24 protein-coding genes are annotated in these 21,265 nt (G+C 36.7%); 6 read left to right on the top strand and 18 right to left on the bottom strand.

The features are described 5' to 3' along the window. Window positions 1-7: 7 nt before the first annotated feature. The 11 genes from EZ456_RS11340 to EZ456_RS11390 form a co-directional block, all read right to left on the bottom strand. Window positions 8-430, bottom strand: coding sequence for a c-type cytochrome (locus EZ456_RS11340; protein ID WP_131530190.1), 423 nt, complete (start codon window positions 428-430; stop codon window positions 8-10). 152 nt (window positions 431-582) lie between these two features. Beyond that, a complete protein-coding gene (locus tag EZ456_RS11345; RefSeq protein ID WP_131530192.1) occupies window positions 583-1,233 on the bottom strand; it encodes an SCO family protein in 651 nt (216 codons plus the stop codon). A gap of 150 nt (window positions 1,234-1,383) precedes the next feature. Beyond that, the gene (locus tag EZ456_RS11350) at window positions 1,384-1,644 is read right to left on the bottom strand and encodes a YHS domain-containing protein (RefSeq protein WP_131530194.1); all 261 of its coding nucleotides are present in this window, start codon (window positions 1,642-1,644) and stop codon (window positions 1,384-1,386) included. Window positions 1,645-1,773: 129 nt separating this feature from the next. After that, complete coding sequence (locus EZ456_RS11355; protein WP_131530196.1) at window positions 1,774-2,205, bottom strand: hypothetical protein; 432 nt, start codon at window positions 2,203-2,205, stop codon at window positions 1,774-1,776. Between the two features lie 11 nt (window positions 2,206-2,216). Then, a complete protein-coding gene (locus tag EZ456_RS11360; protein ID WP_131530198.1) occupies window positions 2,217-3,194 on the bottom strand; it encodes a transporter in 978 nt (325 codons plus the stop codon). Then, the gene (locus tag EZ456_RS11365) at window positions 3,157-4,167 is read right to left on the bottom strand and encodes a cytochrome-c peroxidase (RefSeq protein WP_225876523.1); all 1,011 of its coding nucleotides are present in this window, start codon (window positions 4,165-4,167) and stop codon (window positions 3,157-3,159) included. Before EZ456_RS11365 ends, EZ456_RS11360 begins: the two co-directional genes overlap by 38 nt. Window positions 4,168-4,194: 27 nt before the next feature. After that, window positions 4,195-4,965: an MbnP family protein gene (locus tag EZ456_RS11370; RefSeq protein ID WP_131530200.1), complete on the bottom strand. Its 771-nt coding sequence runs from the start codon at window positions 4,963-4,965 to the stop codon at window positions 4,195-4,197. Window positions 4,966-5,127: 162 nt separating this feature from the next. Beyond that, window positions 5,128-5,442 (bottom strand): hypothetical protein, encoded by a 315-nt coding sequence (locus EZ456_RS11375; RefSeq protein ID WP_131530202.1) that lies wholly within the window; start codon window positions 5,440-5,442, stop codon window positions 5,128-5,130. 145 nt (window positions 5,443-5,587) lie between these two features. Further along, the gene (locus tag EZ456_RS11380; protein ID WP_205945072.1) at window positions 5,588-5,974 is read right to left on the bottom strand and encodes a type II toxin-antitoxin system VapC family toxin; all 387 of its coding nucleotides are present in this window, start codon (window positions 5,972-5,974) and stop codon (window positions 5,588-5,590) included. Then, window positions 5,962-6,231 (bottom strand): hypothetical protein, encoded by a 270-nt coding sequence (locus EZ456_RS11385; protein ID WP_131530204.1) that lies wholly within the window; start codon window positions 6,229-6,231, stop codon window positions 5,962-5,964. Before EZ456_RS11385 ends, EZ456_RS11380 begins: the two co-directional genes overlap by 13 nt. 229 nt (window positions 6,232-6,460) lie before the next feature. Further along, window positions 6,461-8,197: a phospho-sugar mutase gene (locus EZ456_RS11390; RefSeq protein WP_131530206.1), complete on the bottom strand. Its 1,737-nt coding sequence runs from the start codon at window positions 8,195-8,197 to the stop codon at window positions 6,461-6,463. A 269-nt stretch (window positions 8,198-8,466) separates the two neighbouring features. On the opposite strand from EZ456_RS11390, the gene EZ456_RS11395 reads away from it, so the two are divergent. After that, window positions 8,467-9,780, top strand: coding sequence for an aspartate kinase (locus tag EZ456_RS11395; protein ID WP_131530208.1), 1,314 nt, complete (start codon window positions 8,467-8,469; stop codon window positions 9,778-9,780). On the opposite strand, the gene EZ456_RS25110 is transcribed toward EZ456_RS11395, so the two are convergent. Next, the gene (locus tag EZ456_RS25110) at window positions 9,769-9,933 is read right to left on the bottom strand and encodes a hypothetical protein (protein WP_158273013.1); all 165 of its coding nucleotides are present in this window, start codon (window positions 9,931-9,933) and stop codon (window positions 9,769-9,771) included. The two genes, EZ456_RS11395 and EZ456_RS25110, sit on opposite strands and share 12 nt — an antisense overlap. Before the next feature lie 165 nt (window positions 9,934-10,098). On the opposite strand from EZ456_RS25110, the gene lysA reads away from it, so the two are divergent. Further along, complete coding sequence (lysA, locus tag EZ456_RS11400; RefSeq protein WP_131530210.1) at window positions 10,099-11,265, top strand: diaminopimelate decarboxylase; 1,167 nt, start codon at window positions 10,099-10,101, stop codon at window positions 11,263-11,265. 71 nt (window positions 11,266-11,336) lie between these two features. On the opposite strand, the gene EZ456_RS11405 is transcribed toward lysA, so the two are convergent. From EZ456_RS11405 to EZ456_RS11425, 5 genes are read right to left on the bottom strand one after another with little or no spacing between them, the layout of a single operon-like run. Next, window positions 11,337-11,549, bottom strand: coding sequence for a hypothetical protein (locus EZ456_RS11405; protein ID WP_131530212.1), 213 nt, complete (start codon window positions 11,547-11,549; stop codon window positions 11,337-11,339). A 42-nt stretch (window positions 11,550-11,591) separates the two neighbouring features. After that, on the bottom strand, window positions 11,592-12,404 hold the full coding sequence (locus tag EZ456_RS11410) for a hypothetical protein (RefSeq protein ID WP_131530214.1): 813 nt from the start codon (window positions 12,402-12,404) through the stop codon (window positions 11,592-11,594). Between the two features lie 13 nt (window positions 12,405-12,417). Continuing rightward, window positions 12,418-12,798: an SRPBCC domain-containing protein gene (locus EZ456_RS11415; protein WP_131530216.1), complete on the bottom strand. Its 381-nt coding sequence runs from the start codon at window positions 12,796-12,798 to the stop codon at window positions 12,418-12,420. After that, a complete protein-coding gene (locus EZ456_RS11420) occupies window positions 12,785-15,451 on the bottom strand; it encodes a DUF3857 domain-containing protein (protein WP_131530218.1) in 2,667 nt (888 codons plus the stop codon). Before EZ456_RS11420 ends, EZ456_RS11415 begins: the two co-directional genes overlap by 14 nt. A 16-nt stretch (window positions 15,452-15,467) precedes the next feature. After that, the gene (locus EZ456_RS11425; RefSeq protein WP_205945073.1) at window positions 15,468-16,658 is read right to left on the bottom strand and encodes an acyl-CoA dehydrogenase family protein; all 1,191 of its coding nucleotides are present in this window, start codon (window positions 16,656-16,658) and stop codon (window positions 15,468-15,470) included. 113 nt (window positions 16,659-16,771) lie between these two features. Between EZ456_RS11425 and folB the strand changes: the two genes are divergently transcribed. Both folB and EZ456_RS11435 read left to right on the top strand, forming a co-directional pair. Beyond that, window positions 16,772-17,140, top strand: coding sequence for a dihydroneopterin aldolase (folB, locus tag EZ456_RS11430; RefSeq protein WP_131530219.1), 369 nt, complete (start codon window positions 16,772-16,774; stop codon window positions 17,138-17,140). A gap of 1 nt (window position 17,141) precedes the next feature. After that, a complete protein-coding gene (locus EZ456_RS11435) occupies window positions 17,142-18,551 on the top strand; it encodes an FAD-binding oxidoreductase (RefSeq protein WP_131530222.1) in 1,410 nt (469 codons plus the stop codon). Between the two features lie 147 nt (window positions 18,552-18,698). On the opposite strand, the gene EZ456_RS11440 is transcribed toward EZ456_RS11435, so the two are convergent. Continuing rightward, window positions 18,699-19,193 carry an acyl-CoA thioesterase gene (locus EZ456_RS11440; RefSeq protein ID WP_131530224.1) on the bottom strand — a complete coding sequence of 165 codons (495 nt, stop codon included), beginning with the start codon at window positions 19,191-19,193 and terminating at the stop codon, window positions 18,699-18,701. A gap of 75 nt (window positions 19,194-19,268) precedes the next feature. Between EZ456_RS11440 and EZ456_RS11445 the strand changes: the two genes are divergently transcribed. Continuing rightward, a complete protein-coding gene (locus tag EZ456_RS11445; RefSeq protein ID WP_131530226.1) occupies window positions 19,269-19,703 on the top strand; it encodes an Hsp20/alpha crystallin family protein in 435 nt (144 codons plus the stop codon). A gap of 244 nt (window positions 19,704-19,947) precedes the next feature. Further along, window positions 19,948-21,264 carry a nicotinamide mononucleotide adenylyltransferase gene (locus EZ456_RS11450; protein WP_131530227.1) on the top strand — a complete coding sequence of 439 codons (1,317 nt, stop codon included), beginning with the start codon at window positions 19,948-19,950 and terminating at the stop codon, window positions 21,262-21,264. Window position 21,265 lies beyond the last annotated feature (1 nt).

The raw sequence follows: 21,265 nt of genomic DNA on the forward strand, positions 1-21,265 counted from the left end.
TTTATCTCTATTTACAATTCTGCAAATGTTTTGAAACCTGCGAGTAAGGTACGAAACCCTGCTTATTGCCGAACGAATTGGTGATATAAACCATTACCTGTGCTACATCTATATCGGCAAGTTCGGGGAAGGCTGGCATTTTTTCTTTGTATTCTTTCCCATGGATCATTAAAGATTCGTTTGCGCCGTTTTTGATGAAACAAGCTAATCGATTTTTGTTTGTTTTTAAGAAAACTGAATCCGTTAATGGAGGCGCAAGCTGACCTAATCCCTCACCATTTTCACCATGGCAATTCTGGCACTTAGCTTTATAAATATCTTTTCCATTCGACATGTAGTTTTGTAGATCGATAGTTTCTTGGTTTTGGCAGGAAATGATGATGGCAATTATAAAAAGAAAAAAGACGGAGTTGATGATGTACTTGCGCATTGATGTTTTGCTGTAGAAATCGTCATTTCGAACGGAATGAAATGGAGCTGAGAAATCTTTTGCATTGATTATATATAGATTTCTCTCCCGAAAGTTCGGGACTGCACTTCATCCGATAGCTATCAGATCGAAATGACGATTAAATTATAACTCTATTTATTATACTCCGCCAATAAAACTGGAATATCCTTTTTCAATTGTTCTACCTGTTCTTCTTTAGTACCATCATAAGCTCCGCGGATATGCCTGTCTTTGTCTATTAAAACCAAATAACCTTGATGAATGTAGCCATCTTTTGCCGTGCTGTCTTCACCAACGGCCACTAAATAGTTTTTCTCGGCCAAAGTATAAACGCTGTCTTTACTGCCATAAAGAAATAGCCATTTCGAACCATCTACGCCAAGTTTTTGTGCGTATTTTTTTAAAACACTAGGCTTATCATATTTAAAATCGATAGTGTGTGATACAAACATCACATCAGGATTGAGTTTAAATTCACTGAAAACCGTTGCGAGGTTTCGGTGCATGGTAGGGCAAATGGTTGTACAAGAAGTAAAGAAGAAATCGGCTATATAAACTTTGCCATCAGTGGCTTTGCTTGTTGTTACCACACTATCTTGGTTTAAGAAAGACCAATCAGGAATGGTTTGATAAACGGTATCAATTTTCTCTACACCTGCTGCATCTCTAACGGTTTCGGCATGGCGCTCTCCGTAAAAAGGAAGTTTTCTTTCTTGTTTACAAGCAGTAAATATAGAAACTGCCAGTAGGGAACTAGCAAGGTAAGCAGTAATTTTGTTCATGATTTTATTTTAAAAATGTAAATATACAAGGTATTTTTCTTAAGAAATTAATTGTTTGGAAAAGTCTGAGGTCGGGAGTCCGGAGACCGAGGTCTGGATGCTCAAACAATTTGACTCCATAGCTTTTAACTTCGGTCTTCTGCCGATCAATTACTTTTTAACATACTTAGTAGGTTCTGCCACAAACTTTTGTTTACAGCTTTCTGAACAAAAATTATAGATAACTTTATTGTAAACGGTGGTTTTCGATGCACCAGCTTTCACCTTCATTTTGCAAACTGGATCTACCAATACTTTCTTTGCTGAATCGATCAGGGTTGTTTTTGATCCGCTGATTGTTGCGTTGGCATTTGATTTTACTGCTATTGTTACTAATCCAATTAGGACTATTACAAGATTTAATTTTTTCATTTTGAATTTCCTTTGATTGATTTTTTTTAGGTTCCGAGATCAGTAGTCGGAATTCCGAGGTTAAAGCGTATAAGGATTTGCTTTTTACGCTTCCGACATCGGACCCCTGACCTCTGACTTTCTGATTATTTATTTAACTTGATATACTTTTATCAATGAATCTGATTCTCGTGTAACCTTAATATAGCTATCTTCAACAGCCCTGATTTTGATCATTTCAGATTTGTAATAGTCCAGATCTTCTTTTTCTGTTTTTCCCTTAAAATCATCTTTAAAGAAATGCATCCAATCCATCATCTTTTCATCAGCAGCATTTAACTGAGTAATTAATTTACCAATTTTTTGCTTTTGTACAGCTGAATCTGGAGAAAGTTTAATCTGATCTGAAACCAAGAGCGTATCTAATTTCATTTTATTCTTAATTACCTTTTCGCCATCAATCATCAATTTATCATGGATATTTAATACTTCCTGGCGAACTGCTTTGGCATCGGGTTCTGTTTTGCAGGAAATAAACAAAGCGGTTACGAAGCATAACATTGCAATATTTAATCTGTTCATATTCTTTTGATTTAAAAATTATAAGTAATTCCAACATAAACCTTTCCAGCACTCATCGGATGATCGGTTTCGGCCTCCCAAATGTTTTTTTGAACCCCAGCGTTTAATGCTACATTTTTATAGAAAACATCTATACCTGCGCCACCCATCAAGTTATTCATGACATGTTCTCCTGTTTTTTGGCCATTGTATTTTTCTCCGCCAGAATACTCGTAAAAGAACTGAGCAGAAGGCATCACTTGAACGTCCTTGCCAATCCTTTGCGTGTAAAAAATATTCAGAAAACTGGTGGTACTGTTGGCAATACCTTCATCACGGCTATTCGTTCCGTTAACCTTATAAGAAGTATTTAAACTTGCGCCAAATTTACCTAAGCCCACCATATAGTTTAGGTATATAAAACCATCGGTACTTCCTGTTCCGGCCTGCATTAGCGATGAATAACGGATACCTGCTGTATTTTTAAAATCATTTTTGCCAGTGGGCAACTTTATACCGGCACCAGCAACTAATTGTTGTTTGAAATTATCTTCTAATTTTTGAACGAGATGATAACCCGCATACAGATTGATATCACCGATGCTCGAAATAGAAGAAGTATAACCATTGTAGCGTTCGCTATTGGAAACATAAGGTAAAATAGCATTGATTTCGAGTTTGCTATTGATGAAATATTTCCCCCTGATTTCTAAGGAGCGGTAAAGCTCATAATCACTGGGATTGCCTGCGTGATTAGTTATTGGCGAATCCTGACTTCGTGCGGGAATAAAGAAATTTCCTCCATTCGGGAATAAGGAATGCGATTGTCCTTCATAACCACTAAATGAGCGGTAGCGATACAAAAGACTAATGCTGTTGCGGTTATAATAGGGGGTGATCCCCATGAAGCAGCCGCATATATCGCAGGCGAAAACCTGACTGCTCATGAGTACGAAAACTAAAATCAATAATTTACGACTCGCTGTATAGTGTGTTTTTGATAAATTCATGGTCTGTTAATGTTTTTAAAAAGGCTTTAATCTGCTCTTTTTCTGTGGTATTTAAAGGGATGCCAGTTTTCAATTGCGCATCAAGATTTGTTGAGGCTTTTACACCAGAATTGTAATGTTCCAAAACCTCATCCAAGCTATAAAATCGGCCATCGTGCATGTATGGGCTCGTATATTCGATGTTGCGTAAAGTAGGTACACGGAACTTTCCGAAATCTGAAGCTGCGCCCGTAATGTGCGACCGTCCTTCATCTGTACTTACTAAATCCAAGCCATTATTGCGGTAAGAAAAATCAGTAAAAAATGGCTCTGCGTGACAAGAGGTGCATTTTTCTTTGAAGAGGTTATAACCTGCTAGTTCGGTCGAAGTAAAAGCAATGCCACTCTCTTTACGTATTACTTTATCGTATTTCGAATTGCCTGAAACCAATACCGCTGTAAATTGAGCAATCGACTTTAAAATCACCTGTGAGTTAATTTCTGTTGAACCAAAAGCCTGTTTAAATAAATCAGGATAAGGCGCTGTGTTTTTCAGAAATGCAATGATGGTTTCTATATTCGTTCCCATTTCGCAGGCATCGGTAATGGCATTCAATGGCGAAGTTTCGATGTTTTTTACACCACCATCCCAGAAGAATGCTTTTTGCCAGGCCAGGTTAAAAAGTGGAGGGGTATTCCGTTTTCCCTGGCAGTTGTTTACACCGTGGCTTACCTTATGGTCGAGTTGGGTAAATGCTGCAAATTGCTGATGGCAGCTTCCGCAAGAAACGCTTTTATCGGCCGATAATCTTCCTTCATAGAATAATTTTTTACCCAGCGTAAAACCCGCATTGCTTAATTTATTGTCTTCGAAATTATATGCCGGGGCAGGGAAGTTGGCCGGAACCGAAAAAGTAATTTTCTTCTCTTCGGGCGTTACTTCATCTTCATTCTTGCTACAGGCATACATCAACGCAATGCTTAAAAAAAGCATTGCGAAGACAGTTATTTCCCTTGACATTTAGTTGTGGATGTGATCTAACCGAAATAAGCCATTTGCATAGTTATTGGCTACAATTACAGAATTTGCTCCACCCATAGTAAAATATAATGTAGAGAAACTAATATCGGTTTTTCCTGTAAATAACGCAGCCGCATTCACGATAAAGTGCATATTTGGTTTTCCATCGGTTCTCACACGAAGTGGATTTGCAGCATTAATTTCAGTAGTGAATGTTCTGATTGTATTATTTGGATCAGTAACACCACCAATGTGAAAGGTAAGTGCATTTCCAGTTGCTGCTGATTGTGGCGAAGTTCCCTCTAATTTAACAAATATGTAGCCGCTGTTCCATGTCCAGAACATGCCGTTAATCGGATCTAAAGCTCCTGTTTGTGCACCTGCGAAATTACGGGCATAATCTACACCTATAGTGTATTCTATTTTAGTATAATCGCCTGTTGGCACATCTTTTAATGTAATGTTTGTTGATTCTGCTTTAGAGGCATCGATTAAAAAATAGCTTTCAGGAATGAGATAAGTTGTACCATCGGCTTTGCTTAATTTGATATTGCTTACATAGTATTTAAATACGTTGATCTTAAAATCTTCGCCTTTGGCATTTTTGTAAGATGTGGTATTTAAAACTAATGGACTTCCGTTTACCTGGTTTTCGAACTCAATAGAGAAGGTAGATTTGGTATCTGCGGTAACTTCGTCGGTATTTTTTTTACAAGAAGACAATAATATAACAGGGCATAACAATGCCAAAAAGTATGTTGAAATTTTCATTTTAAGGAAATTGGATAAATAAAATATTTAAGAAATTCTAATACGGCTCGTCATGCTGATCCGATAGCTATCGGATTTAATTCAGCATCTTGAAAATACATGATAGACCCTGATCCCGATTTATCGGGACATGGTGACGATCGCAAAAAAAAGAAGATTTACTTAAACCGCTTTCGGTGGATGAAAAATAAAGATAGAAAGGTCTCTAACCGGTTTTTCGATGTAAAGATTTTCTGAAGTAATAATGAAATAGGGAAGATGATGGTTTACGGCTACAATCTGAAATCTAGGTTCAGCCTCTGCAATTCTTTTAAGATTTTCTTGAGCCTGTTTGTTTTTCCCATCAAGGTCTTTCAGTTTTTTGGCTAAGAAACACTGTCCATCACAATGTAATTCTGGGTGTTCTTTATTAATACAGAATACACTTGTGATGTATTCTTTGTTCATTTTATAACCAGAATATATGACTAATTGCATGGCACCGTTAGAAACGGTACATGTGATGATAAGATATATTAAGAATTTTTTGAACATGGTATTGCGCTGCAAAAGTATTAAAGAAATTGGTTGCAGCAAAGAAAAAATAAGAAAGTCGCAGATTTCTTATTTCTAAGGATCAGTTTTAAACTTTGTATAGTTTGAAATTTTCCAGAAATTTAAAATCCTTAAGATTTAATGTGTAAAGTTCTAGATCATGAAATATTGATGTAGATGCAATTAAAGCATCGGGCAGATTAAGATTATGTGATAAAGAAAACTGTTCAACCAGCTTTACTGCTTGGGTAGATATTGGTGAAGAAATTGGCAGAACAATTAACTTTTCTATATCTTTTCTGATCAGATTTAATTCTCTTTTATTTCTCGCTCCATAAAGTAATTCTGCACAAGTAACATCAGAAATAGCAACATTATCCTGACCAATTTTTTCAAAGATCTCAATGATTAAATCATTGCCCTTATAAATTTCGATAAAGATGTTTGTATCACATAAAACCATTACCTGTTCCAAGCTTTATCTCTAAGTTCTGCTGAGTTAACGCTGTAGTCACTCCAAATGCCTTTAGATAAAGAAAATTTGGTCGTTTTTGTTGATTTCTTTGAAGATGTGGTTCTTAGTTCAGCATCAATATCCCATGATTTTAGAAAAGCTAACAAGGCATCAATTTTATTTTGTTCTACATTATCTTTTAAAATTATCTCTGTCATAGGTCTATTCTTTAGTGTGTGTAAATATACGCAATCTATTTTTATTGATGGATTTTGCATCTGATGTTTTGTTTTTTGCCACAGAATCACGGAAGGCATGAAAAATTTTCTTTATGTTTCTTCCTCCGTGTTAATTTGTGTTTCTGTGTCTAAAGATTTCTATGATTCACTACGCTTAGTCGAAGCAACGGCCATCCTTTGAGATTGTTTGCAATCCACTCATAAACAAAAAAACACAGATGAAAATCATTCATCTGTGTTAATCTTTTTTATCACATAACGGATAAAATTACGCCTGCAAATCAGTCATTACTGCTTTGATTTTTTCGCCAAGTTGTGCGTTAACTGATTCAAAATCAGCTCTATCAGCTAAAGGTGCATTCACACTGCAATAGAATTTAATTTTTGGCTCTGTTCCACTCGGACGTGCTGAAACGATGCTACCATCCTCAGTAATAAACTGTAAAACATCCGAAGTTGGATAATCCAATTTGGTTACTTTTCCGGTGGCCAAATCTGTTTCCTGACTTAATTCATAATCTTTAAGTACCGAAACTTTAGAACCACCTAATGTAGCAGGAGGGTTTTCTCTGAATTTAACCATCATGGCTTTAATTTCTTCGGCACCTGATTTACCTTTTTTGGTCAGCGAGACAAGATCTTCCTTGTAAAGACCGTACTCTACATACATGTCTAACAATGCATTGTATAAACTTGCACCCTTATCTTTATAATAAGCGGTCATTTCTGAGATAAAAGCGGCAGAAACCACAGCATCTTTATCGCGTACTAAATCGCCGATCAAGTAACCATAACTTTCCTCACCACCGCCAATAAAATATTTTTTGCCTTCTAACTCCGTCATTAACTGACCGATGTATTTAAATCCGGTTAAGGTGTTGTAATAAGTAACATCCTTTTTCTTTGCGATTTCTTCGATCAAATTAGAAGTTACGATTGTTTTCACAATAAACTGATTACCATCTAATTTTCCGTTAGCTTCCCAGGCTGATAAAAGATAGTTAATCAATAAACATCCAGTCTGGTTGCCGTTAAGCAATACCCATTCACCGTTATTATCTTTTACTGCAATACCTACACGGTCAGCATCAGGATCTGTAGCCAAAACTAGATCAGCGTCAATTTCCTTTGCTTTGTTCATTGCCAAAGTCAGTGCATCTTTTTCCTCTGGATTAGGATATACTACCGTTGGGAAATTCCCGTCTGGTGTACTTTGCTCTTCAACTAAAGTTACGTTGGTAAAACCAAATTGCGCTAAGGCTTTAGGAACCAAAGTAATCCCTGTTCCGTGGATAGGTGAGTATACAATTTTAAGATCGTGCTGTCTTTTAATCGCTTCTGGTGAGATTGAAAGTGCTGTAATACCATCTAAATAAAGTTTATCTACATCTTCACCGATCAATTCGATGTTTGCATCTACACGGTCAAATTTAACTTCGTCGATACTTTTGATCTTGTTTACTTCATCAATCACCAATTTATCATCAGGAGAAGTGAACTGGCCACCATCAGCACCATAAGCTTTATAACCATTATATTCTTTAGGGTTATGAGACGCGGTAAGCATCACACCGCTCTTGCAACCAAAATGGCGCACAGCGAAAGAAAGTTCTGGTGTTGGTCTTAATGCAGAGAAGAAATAAACATGGATTCCATTCGCTGAGAAAACATCAGCTGTAATTTTAGCGAAATAATCAGAGTTGTTACGGCTATCGTGTGCAATGGCAACTTTAATTTTTTCGTTAGGGTATTTGTTGTTTAAATAATTGGCTAATCCCTGTGTAGCTGTTCCAATGGTATATTTATTAATCCGGTTAGAACCTGCACCCATAATACCACGTAAACCACCAGTTCCAAATTCTAAACTTCTATAAAATGCATCCGTTAATTCGGTAGTTGCATCTTTATCTACAAGGGCCTGAATTTCTGCCTTAGTATTTTCATCGTAATTTCCACTTAACCATTGATTGATTGTGGCTTGTGTTGATTGGTCAATTGCCTGCATTGAGCTGTTTTTTAAATTTAATATCTGGTGTTGAACAAATTTTATTGAATGATGTTTGGTTGAAATGCATTTATTTCAACTCATCCAAATTTTATTTTGTTGAGGGTGTTGCTTTTAAGCTGCTTTTGTTTAATTTCACGCCCCGATACAATAATAAAGAAAATTACATATTCCAGTATTAAAATGAAACCATCATAATTTTTCTATAGCCAAAAGTAAATAAATAAATTATGATAGCTTCATTACCGTTAAAAACAATAAGCAAGTAAATGAAAATATTAAAATTTGGGGGTACCTCCGTAGGTAGCCCTGAGCGCATGACGAAATTGTTGGATATTGTTAATCCAAACGAAGAGCAGATCGTAGTTCTATCAGCCGTGTCTGGTACTACAAATAGTTTAGTAGAAATTGCAAATTATTTTTTAGCTGGAGATAAGAAGAAGGGAAGCGAGTGTGTCGAAAATCTATATCAAAAATATAAAACTTTTGTTGTTGAGTTATTGCCTGCAGCCGAATTTCAAGAGCAAGGAAATGAAGTAATAGATTATCACTTCGGTTTCTTGGCCGGATTGGCAAATGATATTTTTACTTCAATCGAAGAAAAAGTGGTGTTGGCTCAGGGTGAGTTGTTATCTACAACACTATATCATATCTATTTAAAATCAATTGGTGTACCATCGGTATTACTGCCTGCTTTAGATTTTATGAAAACTGATGAAGATAACGAACCAGATATTCCTTTTACCACAAAGCACTTAATACCTTTGTTGGAGCAACATAAAGACAATAAACTATTTATTACGCAAGGATACATTTGCCGCAATAGTTTTGGCGAAGTAGATAACCTGCGCCGTGGCGGAAGCGATTATACTGCATCTTTATTGGGTGCAGCAATTCTTGCCGAAGAAGTTCAAATCTGGACGGATATCGATGGTATGCATAACAACGATCCTCGTGTTGTTAAAGGTACCAAGCCAATTGCTCAATTATCTTTCGATGAAGCAGCTGAGTTAGCTTATTTTGGTGCGAAGATTTTACACCCTCAATCTGTTTTTCCTGCACAGAAATATAAAATTCCGGTTCGTTTGTTAAATACGATGGAACCTTCTGCAGCTGGGACTTTGATTACGCACGATAGTGAAAAAGGTAAGATTAAGTCAATAGCGGCTAAAGATGGTATTACGGCAATCCGTATCCAATCGAGCCGCATGTTGTTGGCATACGGTTTCTTACGTAGGGTTTTTGAGGTTTTTGAACGTTACAAAACACCGATCGATATGATAACCACATCTGAGGTTGCCGTATCGTTAACCATCGATGAAACAGCTCATTTGCCGCAGATTATCGAAGAGCTGGAGAGTTTCGGAACTGTTGAAGTTGATACCGATCACAGTATTGTTTGTGTAGTTGGCGATTTCGGTTCGGAGAAACATGGTTTTGCAAGCAGGGTTTTAGAAGGCTTAAAGCATATTCCGATCCGTATGATTTCTTATGGTGGAAGTAATTATAACGTATCGCTTTTGATATTAAGCGAATATAAAACCGAAGCTTTAAGAAGTCTGCACAATAGATTATTCGAATAAGAGGAAAAAGGCGCCGATGATTACCAGCAATCCGATCAGGAAGTGAAAAGCCAGAAAGCTTGATGGTAATAATCCGTTTTTGTATTTTTTGTAGGAGTTATACAATCCTGCAGAAAGAATAAGAACAATAAATATGGCGGCTGCTATCTTCATTTTTTGATAAATAATAGGAACAGTACAATAAGAAGTAACACGATAAAAAACCGGATTTTTCCATTGTATTGTTTCTGGGTAATTCTTCCATGCTTTAAATCCAGGTAGTTACCCAAATAAATTAGCCCAAAGAATAAAATTATAATTATAATAAGGAATTTGAACATGTTCGCCGATAAAGATATATCAAAGTTTAACAATATTGAAACGCCTTTTTACTACTATGATACCGATCTGTTACAAAAAACCTTGCACACTTGTGCAGATGCAGCAGCTCCATATCAATTTCATATTCATTATGCACTAAAAGCGAATTTCAATAGTGTGCTGTTAAAGCAGATCAAAGAGATTGGTTTCGGTGCAGATTGTGTGAGTGCCGGTGAGGTAAGAAGAGCAGTTGAAGTTGGCTTTGAAAATAAAAAAATAGTATTTGCCGGAGTTGGTAAATCTGATAAAGAGATAAATGAGGCTTTAGACCTGGATATTTTCTGCTTTAATGTAGAATCTATTCAGGAATTAGAAGTTTTAAATGAGCTTGCCGGTAAAAAGGGCAAAACGGCTAAGGTGGCTATCCGTATCAATCCTAATGTTGATGCACATACACACCACAACATTACCACTGGTTTAGACGAAAATAAATTCGGGATCAATTCATGGGATTTGCCTGAATGTGCCGAAACATTAAAAGCTTCGCCAAACCTTAAATTTATTGGTATTCACTTCCATATCGGTTCGCAGATTACCAATTTGGATGTATATAAAAACCTATGCGTTCGCGTAAACGAATTTGCAGCCTGGTTTGAAGATAAAGGTTTTAACCTTCAGGTATTAAACGTTGGTGGTGGTTTAGGTATCGATTATCATAATCCTGATCATCAGATTCCAGATTTCAAATCTTACTTTAAAATTTTCAATGAGTTCCTAACGGTTAAACCTGGGCAGGAAGTGCATTTTGAATTGGGAAGAGCTTTGGTCGGCCAATCAGCATCGTTAATTACCAGAGTACTGTACATTAAAAACGGAAAGAAGAAAAATTTCGTGGTTTTAGATGCAGGGATGACGGAATTGATGCGTCCGGCATTGTACCAGGCCTATCATAAAATCGAGAATTTATCTCAAATCTCAAATCTCAAATCTCAAATCTCAGTTAAATACGACATTGTAGGGCCGATTTGCGAAAGTACAGATTGTTTTGGCAAAGAAGTAGAGCAACCAGAATCTTTCAGAGGTGATATTTTTGCTATCCGTAGTGCAGGTGCCTATGGCGAGGTAATGGCATCAAAATATAATTTGAGAGACGCGATAAGATCCGTTTATAGTTACGAGATATAGATGATCTATTTGTGATTTTGAGCCTGTCGAAATGCTTCAAAGTTCTTCGATAGGCTCAGAATGACAATCCGTTATTTCTTCTTCGAAGTCACCAATACAATTACACCAGCTACTAAAATAATACCTCCAACATATGGCGGCCAATTAACAGATTTTTCTCTGTCGGCAGATATTTGAATGGGGCCTGCATCAACGAGTTTTTCTTTTTTAGTATAAGTAAAGCCTGTCCAGATGAGCATGGCAATACCCACAACGATTAATATAAGTCCTATAGTTCTGTTCATGATATTTAATTTATATCAGAACAGCAGCACGTCAATTATGTTTTATTGAAATGAATAACCAAAACTTATTTTTTGTGCATAGTTAACATTATCAGCCATCTCATAAGAAAGGGAAAACCGCTTTACGTACAGGAAATAGTTAAAAACCCAGCCAAGTGAATTTTTACCTCGGATATCAACGGCAGCTTTAGTACCAGATCTAAAACTTTTTATCAAATTAGGGGTACCACCAATAAAAAGCCTGAAAGCATGTTTGATATCATGCTCCTTCCTGGCTCTCCAGATTACCTCCGTGGATAGCCCAGTAGTCCAAAGTACCTTTTTATTCGTAACGGCGACATAATCAGGAATATGATTGCTGTAAACCTCTTGCCTGAACTTGGTGTAATCGCCTCCCTCAAAGCTAACCGCATTTTCAAAATTAATATACCTAAAATCTGTATTCCCGTTAGCCGAGGTATGATGAAGACCTGTAGAAAGTCTAAATCCAACGCCACTGATAGATTTTTTAAAAGATGGAAGATAATTCTTTAGATCCTCTTCAGTGTTGTCGTTTTCTCCACCTGATGCTTTTCCTGCATAACCGAAGATCCCATAAGATATGTTTGATTTTTCGAAAGTGTGAGAACGGCTTATGTTTGCCATTCCGAATTCGAAATTCGTACCGGCGGTTGGCGAAGTGGAACCAGCATAACTTGCTGATACATTTGTTAATGTCTTAATACTATCTGCACCCATCGCTTTTGGCAAATACCCCATATTATTTCCAAGTATGGCAGGGGTAAGGAAAGATGTACAGGATGTGAATGCGGTAAAGAAAAGTAAAGAAGAAAGAGCGATAATTTTAGTTTTCATTTTTATGTTTTGTTTATTCGTCAAAGAAATCTACTAAACCTCCCAAAAAATATTCCTGGATTCCGTCTGTGAAATCTTTATAATCTTCATCAGGAATGTTGGTCTGTTTATATTCTAGTGAGGTTCCTTTTTTATCTTCATGAAGTTTGATGGTTACAATTGAAGGTTCGTTTTCTTCTCCAAAATACCATTGCTGTACAATCAGCTTGCCGTAAACAAACTCAATGTTTTTGCCGGTAATGTCTCCATCCCAGAAAGAAAATTCAGTTCCTGGTACTTCTTCAAATTCAACATCAGCACCAGTCCATAATTTTATACTGGTTTCTTTGGTAAGGGCTAAATAAACTTCTTCGGGTGGGGCAGGGATGTAGGTGTATTTTTTAAAATCTTTCATTTTCTGCTAATATTTCTTGCTTTTCAATTATTTCTTGCTCTTTAAGGTTCTCCGATCTAAAATTTTCATTTAAATCCTGAATAACAGCCGTTCTCCATGCTGATGCCGGATACGTAAATACAAAGGTACTTTTTACGCGGGTAGATTTAATAAAATAAGCTATCCAAAGCGAATAAATGATTATTTTTCTAATTAACGCCGTAGCATCTGAGGCGGTAAAGAGTTGATTACCTATATGATTACCCATTGCAAACAGAAATGCGAAATCTAGAATGGCAACAATAATAGCGGCTATTTTCAATCCTATATAATATTTTGTAAATATTTTTCGGCGGTTAAAAAATAAAAATATCACCAGTATGCTAAATGCAATCATACAGATGTTCAATGCCGTTTCGATAAGCAAACAGAGTTGGTAAACGAACGTTGTAAATCTATCATAACGATCAAGGTTATCCCAAACACTTTGACTAAATGTTTCTGCCTTAATTATAGTAAATAGCGAGGTAAACGGTAAAACCACAATTCCAATGCCTGCAACAATGAGCCAGCCACCGATTTTTGGAGCATCTTTTATTTCTTCAAGGTCAAACGGTCTTTTTCGGGTATAGATAAATACGCACACACCCATCATTATGATGAAAACAAATACGCATAAAGTTACCATCCAGTAATTTAAATCCGATTCATTTTCCGTCTCATAGTCATTACCCCAATATAAACTGTAGCTCAGTTTATCCATTATATTGCTTCTATCTTTAATGTATTGCTTGGTATCGGCACCCGAAATTTCATCGGTTAAGTTTTGATAGCTATAATTTATTGTTAAAGTATCTGATTCGCTTTTCTGCGTGTAATTAAATTTATAGCTAGGTCGATCAACACTAAATTTATTGTCTTTAAGGTCCCAATTATCTGGGAAAATGATTTTTAGTTTTTGATTGATATTGCATGGGTAAACAAGATCCATCGGTACATCACGCGATTTTTTGAGTTTTCTTAAATCATTGCTGATCAGATCGCCATAAAAATAGATGTCAAATCTATTGGAAAGTGAATCGTCTCTTACCCAAATGTTGTCAATCTCATAATTTTCAGTTAAATAAACAATGTTGTTGGTCTCATCATCTTTAACAGTTATGTTTTTTACGGTTTGTATGCCAGGGTATAATTTTGCATAATAACTTAAATAATCCTTTTCTAGTTTATCTGTCCCATCACTATTTAAATCTGACCTGATTTGATCGGCACAATTGTGTGTGTAGACCGTTTTAATTTGGAGGGTCGCTTTTTTACCCTGGATTGTATCCGGTACATTAAAAATTGAAGTGGCATCAATTTTTCCCTTGGGATTGCTTTTAACCTCTTCAAGTTTGTCGTTGCCAGATTTTATTACCAGAACACTTGCAGAGTAAGGGAAATAATTTTCTGTTATAGGTCCACGCTGATCAGACATGGTTGCATCAATCCAGATTTTTTTATTCTTGAATTCAACTAATACCACAACATGGTCAAATGCACCTGTTGAGGGTAACCTTTCTTTTGTTTTATTCTTTAGATAGGTGTTTATGTACACGGGATAGGCCTGTATACCCAGGTTTTTTAACAGGTAAACGAGTAAAAGCGACTTGTCTTTACAGTCGCCGTAGCGTTGTCTTAAAACTTTTTCAGGAGAATTTGGGCGATGGGAATACTGTCCCATTTCTACCCCCATATACCTGATCTCGTCTTGTACAAACCGGGTAGCAAGTTGTAAATATTGTTCTGGATTGTTGTTTGATTTAGCTTTTAGCTCCTTAACCTTAGCATTAAGGATGGCTGAACTTTTTAAGTCGTAAGTGTTTAAACGGACAGACCAATCTACTATGTCTTTCCAGCTGTGGTATTCACTGATTTGAACCCGTCCGTAAGGGTTGTACCAATCGGGTTCATAGTCGTAACTGGTGAAAGTTTTAGATACCTGGCTTTGCCATTGGTATATTTTTAAATCATCTGTCTCCGCAGTTTTTAGAGGAGGAACAAAGTTGAAGTTTTTGAGTTGTATATCGCGTTTCTTATTAAAAAGCAGGCTAGCATAAACATTTGAGATTTGACTTCCGCCTTCAAAATAAATGATGTTGCTGTAGCGCGAATCGAAAACCGGATTTTTTCCTATAATGGTGTATGAAAAGTCAATTCTATCTCCTTTCCGAACATCATCTAAAATCAAATAAGCATTAAATGTTCCGCTATAAATAAATTTATTGAGCTCTTTCTCATTCTGGATAATTTTGAAATTACTGGCGTTAAGTTTATCAATAGGTTTGTTATCTCTCCAGATAATTATCTTATGAAAAACAAGTTTCTGGTAAGATGGATCAAAGGTAACCGATATTTCAGAGCCATTTTGTACACCTGTATCTGAAATAATCTCACGGATATCATGCTCGTATTCTTCGGATGTTTCTATATTGGTTTGTTGCTCATAAAGAAATAAATACCAGCCATCCTGAACATCCCTTGCTGCCGGCCGTTTATCAACAGTTTTTACTTTTTGTAGCCACCGTGGTTCAGTTTTGGAAATGAAAAAATTATTTTTTTGGGCAAAAGATATATTGATCCAAAAAGCTAAAACAAGTAGAATAAGTTTTTTGAGAGCGTTTTTATTTAGCATATTTTTAATTAATAGTTTATTTAAATGCGTTTAATCCGGTTACATCCATTCCTGTGATCAGTAAATGTATGTCGTGCGTACCTTCGTAAGTTACTACCGATTCTAAGTTCATCATGTGGCGCATAATGGAATATTCTCCTGTAATACCCATTCCACCAAGCATTTGGCGTGCGTTACGGGCTATATCCAATGCAATTTCCACACTGTTTCTTTTGGCCATCGATATTTGTTCGGCTGATGCCCTGTTTTCGCTTTTTAGCACACCTAAACGCCAAACTAAAAGCTGCCCTTTGGTAATTTCGGTAACCATTTCTGCCAATTTCTTTTGCTGTAATTGAAAACCGCCAATAGGCTTACCAAACTGAACACGCTCTTTTGAGTAACGCAAGGCTGTATCATAACAATCCATCGCTGCACCCAATGCGCCCCAGGCAATACCGTAGCGGGCCTGATTTAAGCAGCCCAAAGGGCCTTTTAATCCACTGATTTCAGGAAAAATATTTTCTTTTGGTACTTTAACATTATCAAAAACCAGCTCACCTGTGGCAGAAGCGCGTAAACTCCATTTGTTATGCGTTTCTGGAGTAGAAAAACCTTCCATTCCGCGCTCTACAACCAATCCTCTTATTTTTCCAGACTCATCTTTCGCCCATACTATAGCGATATCTGCAAAGGGAGCATTACTGATCCACATTTTGGCACCATTTAAAACATAGTGACTTCCTGCATCTTTAATATTGGTAACCATTCCGCCTGGATTAGAGCCATGATCTGGTTCTGTTAATCCGAAACAGCCCATCATTTCGCCACTGGCCAGTTTTGGGAGGTATTTTTTACGTTGTTCTTCGGTACCGTAAGCATAAATAGGGTACATTACCAGCGAACCTTGAACAGATGCAGTAGAACGGATGCCTGAATCACCGCGTTCAATTTCCTGCATTAAAATTCCATAGGCGGTATAATCTAATCCTGCACCGCCATACTCAACCGGAATGGTAGGACCGAAAGCACCAATATCGGCCAGACCTTTTATTAAATGTTTTGGAAATTCTGCTTTTTGCGCATAATCTTCAATAATTGGGCTCACTTCTTTTTTTACCCAATCTCTGGCTGTAGCACGGATTAATTTATGCTCATCGGTTAACAATTCATCCAATAAATAATAGTCTGGCGCCTCGTACAGGTCTTTTTTTATTGATTTGCTCATGTAATTTCGTGTTATCTGGTTAAGAAATCGCGTTGATTTCAAAGGTAACAATTTACAGCAAGGGGCATTATATTCATGAATAAAAAATTAATTTTGCAGCATACAAAACATATATGAGCCATTTCAAACAAACCGTAGCCTTAAAAGATGTAAAATGCTTTGCCTTACATGGGTATTATCCGGAAGAGCAACTTATTGGAAATCATTTTGTTGTAGATCTTGAAACAGAATTTACACCACAAGGTTTTGATGATGAATTGGCGCAGACCGTTAATTACGAGGATTTGAATTCTATCATTCTCGAGGAAATGAAGCATACACAGAAACTTTTGGAAACCGTTTTGAAGAATATTATTTCGAAGGTTATCGAATTGTATCCTTTTGTTGACCTGGTTCAGGTGAGTATGAAGAAATTAAATCCACCGATGCCGGGCCAGATTGGGCACTCTTTTGTTAAACTTACTTACACATCAGCGAATTAAAATGAATTTTACAAAGATAAATCCTGAAATTTTAGCAGAAATTAAGGCTGCTGTTGGAGCAGATAAAGTTTTTACTGATGCTGATAGTTTAGAAAATTATAGTCATGATGAAACTGAGGATTTGCGTTATCAGCCAGAGCTGGTGGTAAAGCCAACTTCGCCCGAAGAAGTTTCTACTTTATTGAAAATTTGTAATGCACACCATGTTCCGGTAACTCCTCGTGGAGGCGGTACTGGTTTAAGTGGTGCCGCTTTGCCCATTTATGGTGGCGTTTCATTATCGATGGAGAAGTTTAAGGCTATACTTGATATTGATACCGAAAACTTACAGGCAACTGTTGAACCAGGGGTAATTACCGAGGAGTTTATCAATGCTGTAGCTGAAAAGGGGCTTTTATATCCGGTTGATCCTAGCAGCAAAGGCTCTTGCTTCATTGGTGGCAACGTGGCACACGGTTCTGGTGGACCAAGGGTAGTAAAATATGGAACCATACGCGAATATATCTTAAATCTTGAAGTGGTTTTGCCTAATGGCGATATTATATGGACTGGTGCCAATACTTTAAAATATGCGTCAGGTTACAACTTAACGCAGTTAATGATCGGATCAGAAGGTACATTGGCTGTAGTGACCAAAATCGTAACCAAATTATTGCCAAAACCTAGTCAATCGGTTTTAATGATGGGCTCTTTTAGTACCAATGAAGATGCTTGTGCAGCTGTTTCTGCAATTTTTAGGGCAGGTGTAACGCCATCAGCATTGGAGTTTATGGAACGGAAAGGAGTGGAGTGGGTAATTAAATTCGATGATATTAAATTCGATTTAAAAGATGATGTTGCTGCACTGTTGATGATTGAGTTTGATGGAGATGATTTGGACGATATTTTTAAAAACTGTGAAAAAACCAATGTCGTTTTAGAAGAACACAACTGTACTGAAGTATTATTTGCCGATACTGCTGCTCAAAAAGAAGAACTGTGGCGTATGCGCAGAACCATGGCCGAATCGGTTAAATCTAACTCTGTTTATAAAGAGGAAGATACGGTTGTACCGCGTGCAGCTTTACCTAAACTCGTTAATGGTATAAAAGAAATTGGTGCAAAATATGGTTTCGAAAGTGTTTGTTACGGTCATGCCGGCGACGGAAACCTACATGTAAATATTATAAAAGCCGGAATGAGTGATGAAGACTGGAAAAATAAACTCAAATTTGGTATCGCCGAAATATTCGAATTAACTACTGCTTTGGGTGGAACTTTATCTGGTGAGCATGGAATCGGCTTGGTTCAAAAGGAGTTTATGCCGATCAAATATTCTGAAATTCATCTTAATTTAATGAGAGGTATTAAAAATGTTTTCGATCCGAAGGGAATATTAAATCCTGGAAAAATTATGCCTGATACCCCCTAACCCCTAAAGGGGTATTACAGGCCGGGTGGAAAAGCAAAGTTGATCAATATAGAGTGAGGTGATTTTTAAGATGTAAACGCATAAATATTAGGATTTCAAGTTCTATTTTATACTTAAAATATTACTGATGGAAAGTCAACAGCCCCTTTAGGGGTTTGGGGCTAACTGTTCAAAACCAAGCATTTTTTGCTTTTCCTCTTCTGGAATAGCAGTTGGCCTGCTTGTGGTGTAATCAACAGCAATGCAAACCGTTTTTCCTTTACTGCAGATAATTTCTTCAGTTCCTTTTATTTTAACGATCTGATAGTCCAGATCGAAACTTGTGGTGCCGATTCTCGATGTTTTTACATAGATGGCAATTTTATCGTTCATTACGATAGGTAAAATATAATCCAATTCAGCGTGGGCAATTACAATTCCGGTTTTCTTCCAATCCCACTTTGCAATTTCTTCCCAATATTTAGTTCTGGCAATTTCCAAATAGGTAAAGTAAATGGAATTGTTTACGTGACCCATCATATCGAAATCAATAAAGCGCAGATGGATATTGGTTTTATAGTTGAATTTGTCTGAAAAATTCTTTATTTCCGCCAATTTGTCTTTTGATTTGGATCTATTTTGCCAAAATGTCTTAAAAATCATAAATATTTGCTTTGGTATGTAAGTTGAATATGGTGTATTATCAATTTAAAAATTAAAAAAATAAAGAATAGCGATATGACACTAGTAAATTTTAACAACAGAACCCGTAACACAGCTCCTTACTTTAACAATGTTTTCGATTCATTGTTTAGCGATGCAGTAACTAAAAACAAAATGGTTGATAAATCACCTAATGTGAATATTTACGAAAATGAAACCGCGTATGTGATCGAGTTAGCTGCTCCAGGTTTGAAGAAAGAAGATTTTCAGATTAATTTAAAAAAAGACAACCTTTCTGTTTGGGCAGAAGTTAAAAAAGACGAAACCCAAGTAGCTAAAGATTTTACACGTAAAGAATTTGATTATAGCTCATTTGCAAGGTCATTTAATTTACCAGATAGTGCTGATGGTGATAACATTACTGCCGAATACAAAGACGGTATTTTATCGATCAATATCAGTAAAAAAGACGATGCTAAATTGCAACACAAAGAAATTGTAGTATCGTAATCAAGATTTTCTCGAAAGAGGATTTTCATAATAGTTTGGTTTTTTCAAAGGTTATGAAGCTTGCACCAGCTGAGTTTGATGTAGAAGTGAGTGATCGCTGATGCAGGTTTCATAATAGTTTAAGTTTAGGTTTTATAAGGTTAATGCTGGATGGCATTAACCTTATTTTGTTTTGGGTATTTAGATTGATTTTAAGTTACATTCTTAAAATTAGCTTAATCTCAATTTTTTGTACTTTTGCGGCATGGAGAGAGAAATTCTGGATACGAAGCGTAAAGCACTTAAAATAAACCTTGACCCGAGAATTTACGGCACCTTTGCCGAAATTGGAGCGGGACAAGAAGTTTCAAGAAACTTTTTTAATGCTGGTGCAGCATCTGGAACAGTTGCCAAAACCATGTCGGCTTACGATATGACTTTTAGCGACGCCATCTACGGGGCAGAAACGAATGGTCGTTATGTTAGTCAGAACAGGCTTTTACAGATGCTCGATCACGAATTTGGCTTACTTAACGAGCGCTTATCGGGCGAAAAATACGAAAGCCGTACCTTTTTTGCCTTTGCAGATACCGTAACTACCCTAAATTACAAACGTACAAACGAACCTCATGGCTGGGTTGGAATCCGTTTCCAAAACGAGCCAGGAGGTCTGCCTAACGAGATATTTTTCCACGTACGTTTACTAGATACTGATGTAAACATGCAGCAACGTGTTTTGGGCATTATTGGTGTAAACTTACTTTATGCTGCTTTTTACCATTATCAGGATCCAAAGCTGATGGTAGAATCGCTCGCCGATAACTTAACCATAGGTTCAGTAGAAATCGATCTGATTTCAGTTAAAGGACCAGCTTTTCCTGGGGTAGACAATATCCTGCTTAATCTATATATGATTATGAAAGATTTCTCGGCGGCAGCAATTTTCGATGCTGATGCCCATCCACGCCAGGCTAAAGATCTTTTGTATAAAAAGGATATCATGATTTTAAGGACCAAATATGGTCAGAAATCATTGCCTAACTTTAACCTGTTTAATAAAGCTACCGATCAGTTTAAACGTACAAACAAAGTAGAAGAAGGGAATCTGGCGGTAATGATAGAGGTTTTGTTGACCAATGTTTTAACCGATGCACAAGAAACACCAGATGACATCGATCTAGAAGCAGTTGCTAAACGGGCCCAGGAAATGTGCGATACCGGAAACATCGTTATCGTTTCTAATTTTACCCGTCACAACCGTCTTGCTAAATACCTGGCCAGATGTAAGCCAAAAAGTGTTGGTTTGGCTACAAACATCAACAACTTAAAATTTGTATTCAACGCTAAAAACTTTACCGGCGAAAACTATTCAGGTCAGTTATTGAGTTATGTGAACGATATGTTTAATACCAATGTGCGGTTATTTGCTTATCCTTTCCTGGATAAAAAGACCAACCAGGTAATTACCACAGAAAATATGCCGGTTACACCCGAAGCAAAACCATTATTTGATTTTCTCTTAATTAATGGGTATATTACTGATATTAAGGATTATAGCGAAGATGAGGTGAAAACGGTTTAAT

This window comes from Pedobacter psychrodurus, assembly GCF_004331735.1.
GTDB lineage: Bacteria > Bacteroidota > Bacteroidia > Sphingobacteriales > Sphingobacteriaceae > Pedobacter > Pedobacter psychrodurus.

Excerpts from the sequence above, each read along its gene's own strand:
- EZ456_RS11450 (WP_131530227.1), top strand. The coding sequence starts at position 19,948 with ATGGAGAGAGAAATTCTGGATACGAAGCGTAAAGCACTTAAAATAAAC.
- EZ456_RS11445 (WP_131530226.1), top strand. The coding sequence starts at position 19,269 with ATGACACTAGTAAATTTTAACAACAGAACCCGTAACACAGCTCCTTAC.
- EZ456_RS11360 (WP_131530198.1), bottom strand. The coding sequence starts at position 3,194 with ATGAATTTATCAAAAACACACTATACAGCGAGTCGTAAATTATTGATT.
- EZ456_RS11375 (WP_131530202.1), bottom strand. The coding sequence starts at position 5,442 with ATGCAATTAGTCATATATTCTGGTTATAAAATGAACAAAGAATACATC.
- EZ456_RS11405 (WP_131530212.1), bottom strand. The coding sequence starts at position 11,549 with ATGAACAGAACTATAGGACTTATATTAATCGTTGTGGGTATTGCCATG.
- EZ456_RS11365 (WP_225876523.1), bottom strand. The coding sequence starts at position 4,167 with ATGCTTTTTTTAAGCATTGCGTTGATGTATGCCTGTAGCAAGAATGAA.
- EZ456_RS11340 (WP_131530190.1), bottom strand. The coding sequence starts at position 430 with ATGCGCAAGTACATCATCAACTCCGTCTTTTTTCTTTTTATAATTGCC.
- EZ456_RS11415 (WP_131530216.1), bottom strand. The coding sequence starts at position 12,798 with ATGAAAGATTTTAAAAAATACACCTACATCCCTGCCCCACCCGAAGAA.
- EZ456_RS11390 (WP_131530206.1), bottom strand. The coding sequence starts at position 8,197 with ATGCAGGCAATTGACCAATCAACACAAGCCACAATCAATCAATGGTTA.
- EZ456_RS11440 (WP_131530224.1), bottom strand. The coding sequence starts at position 19,193 with ATGATTTTTAAGACATTTTGGCAAAATAGATCCAAATCAAAAGACAAA.
- EZ456_RS11395 (WP_131530208.1), top strand. The coding sequence starts at position 8,467 with ATGAAAATATTAAAATTTGGGGGTACCTCCGTAGGTAGCCCTGAGCGC.
- EZ456_RS11385 (WP_131530204.1), bottom strand. The coding sequence starts at position 6,231 with ATGCAAAATCCATCAATAAAAATAGATTGCGTATATTTACACACACTA.
- EZ456_RS11425 (WP_205945073.1), bottom strand. The coding sequence starts at position 16,658 with ATGAGCAAATCAATAAAAAAAGACCTGTACGAGGCGCCAGACTATTAT.
- EZ456_RS11350 (WP_131530194.1), bottom strand. The coding sequence starts at position 1,644 with ATGAAAAAATTAAATCTTGTAATAGTCCTAATTGGATTAGTAACAATA.
- EZ456_RS11355 (WP_131530196.1), bottom strand. The coding sequence starts at position 2,205 with ATGAACAGATTAAATATTGCAATGTTATGCTTCGTAACCGCTTTGTTT.
- EZ456_RS11410 (WP_131530214.1), bottom strand. The coding sequence starts at position 12,404 with ATGAAAACTAAAATTATCGCTCTTTCTTCTTTACTTTTCTTTACCGCA.
- EZ456_RS11435 (WP_131530222.1), top strand. The coding sequence starts at position 17,142 with ATGAATTTTACAAAGATAAATCCTGAAATTTTAGCAGAAATTAAGGCT.
- lysA (WP_131530210.1), top strand. The coding sequence starts at position 10,099 with ATGTTCGCCGATAAAGATATATCAAAGTTTAACAATATTGAAACGCCT.
- folB (WP_131530219.1), top strand. The coding sequence starts at position 16,772 with ATGAGCCATTTCAAACAAACCGTAGCCTTAAAAGATGTAAAATGCTTT.
- EZ456_RS11345 (WP_131530192.1), bottom strand. The coding sequence starts at position 1,233 with ATGAACAAAATTACTGCTTACCTTGCTAGTTCCCTACTGGCAGTTTCT.
- EZ456_RS25110 (WP_158273013.1), bottom strand. The coding sequence starts at position 9,933 with ATGAAGATAGCAGCCGCCATATTTATTGTTCTTATTCTTTCTGCAGGA.
- EZ456_RS11420 (WP_131530218.1), bottom strand. The coding sequence starts at position 15,451 with ATGCTAAATAAAAACGCTCTCAAAAAACTTATTCTACTTGTTTTAGCT.
- EZ456_RS11370 (WP_131530200.1), bottom strand. The coding sequence starts at position 4,965 with ATGAAAATTTCAACATACTTTTTGGCATTGTTATGCCCTGTTATATTA.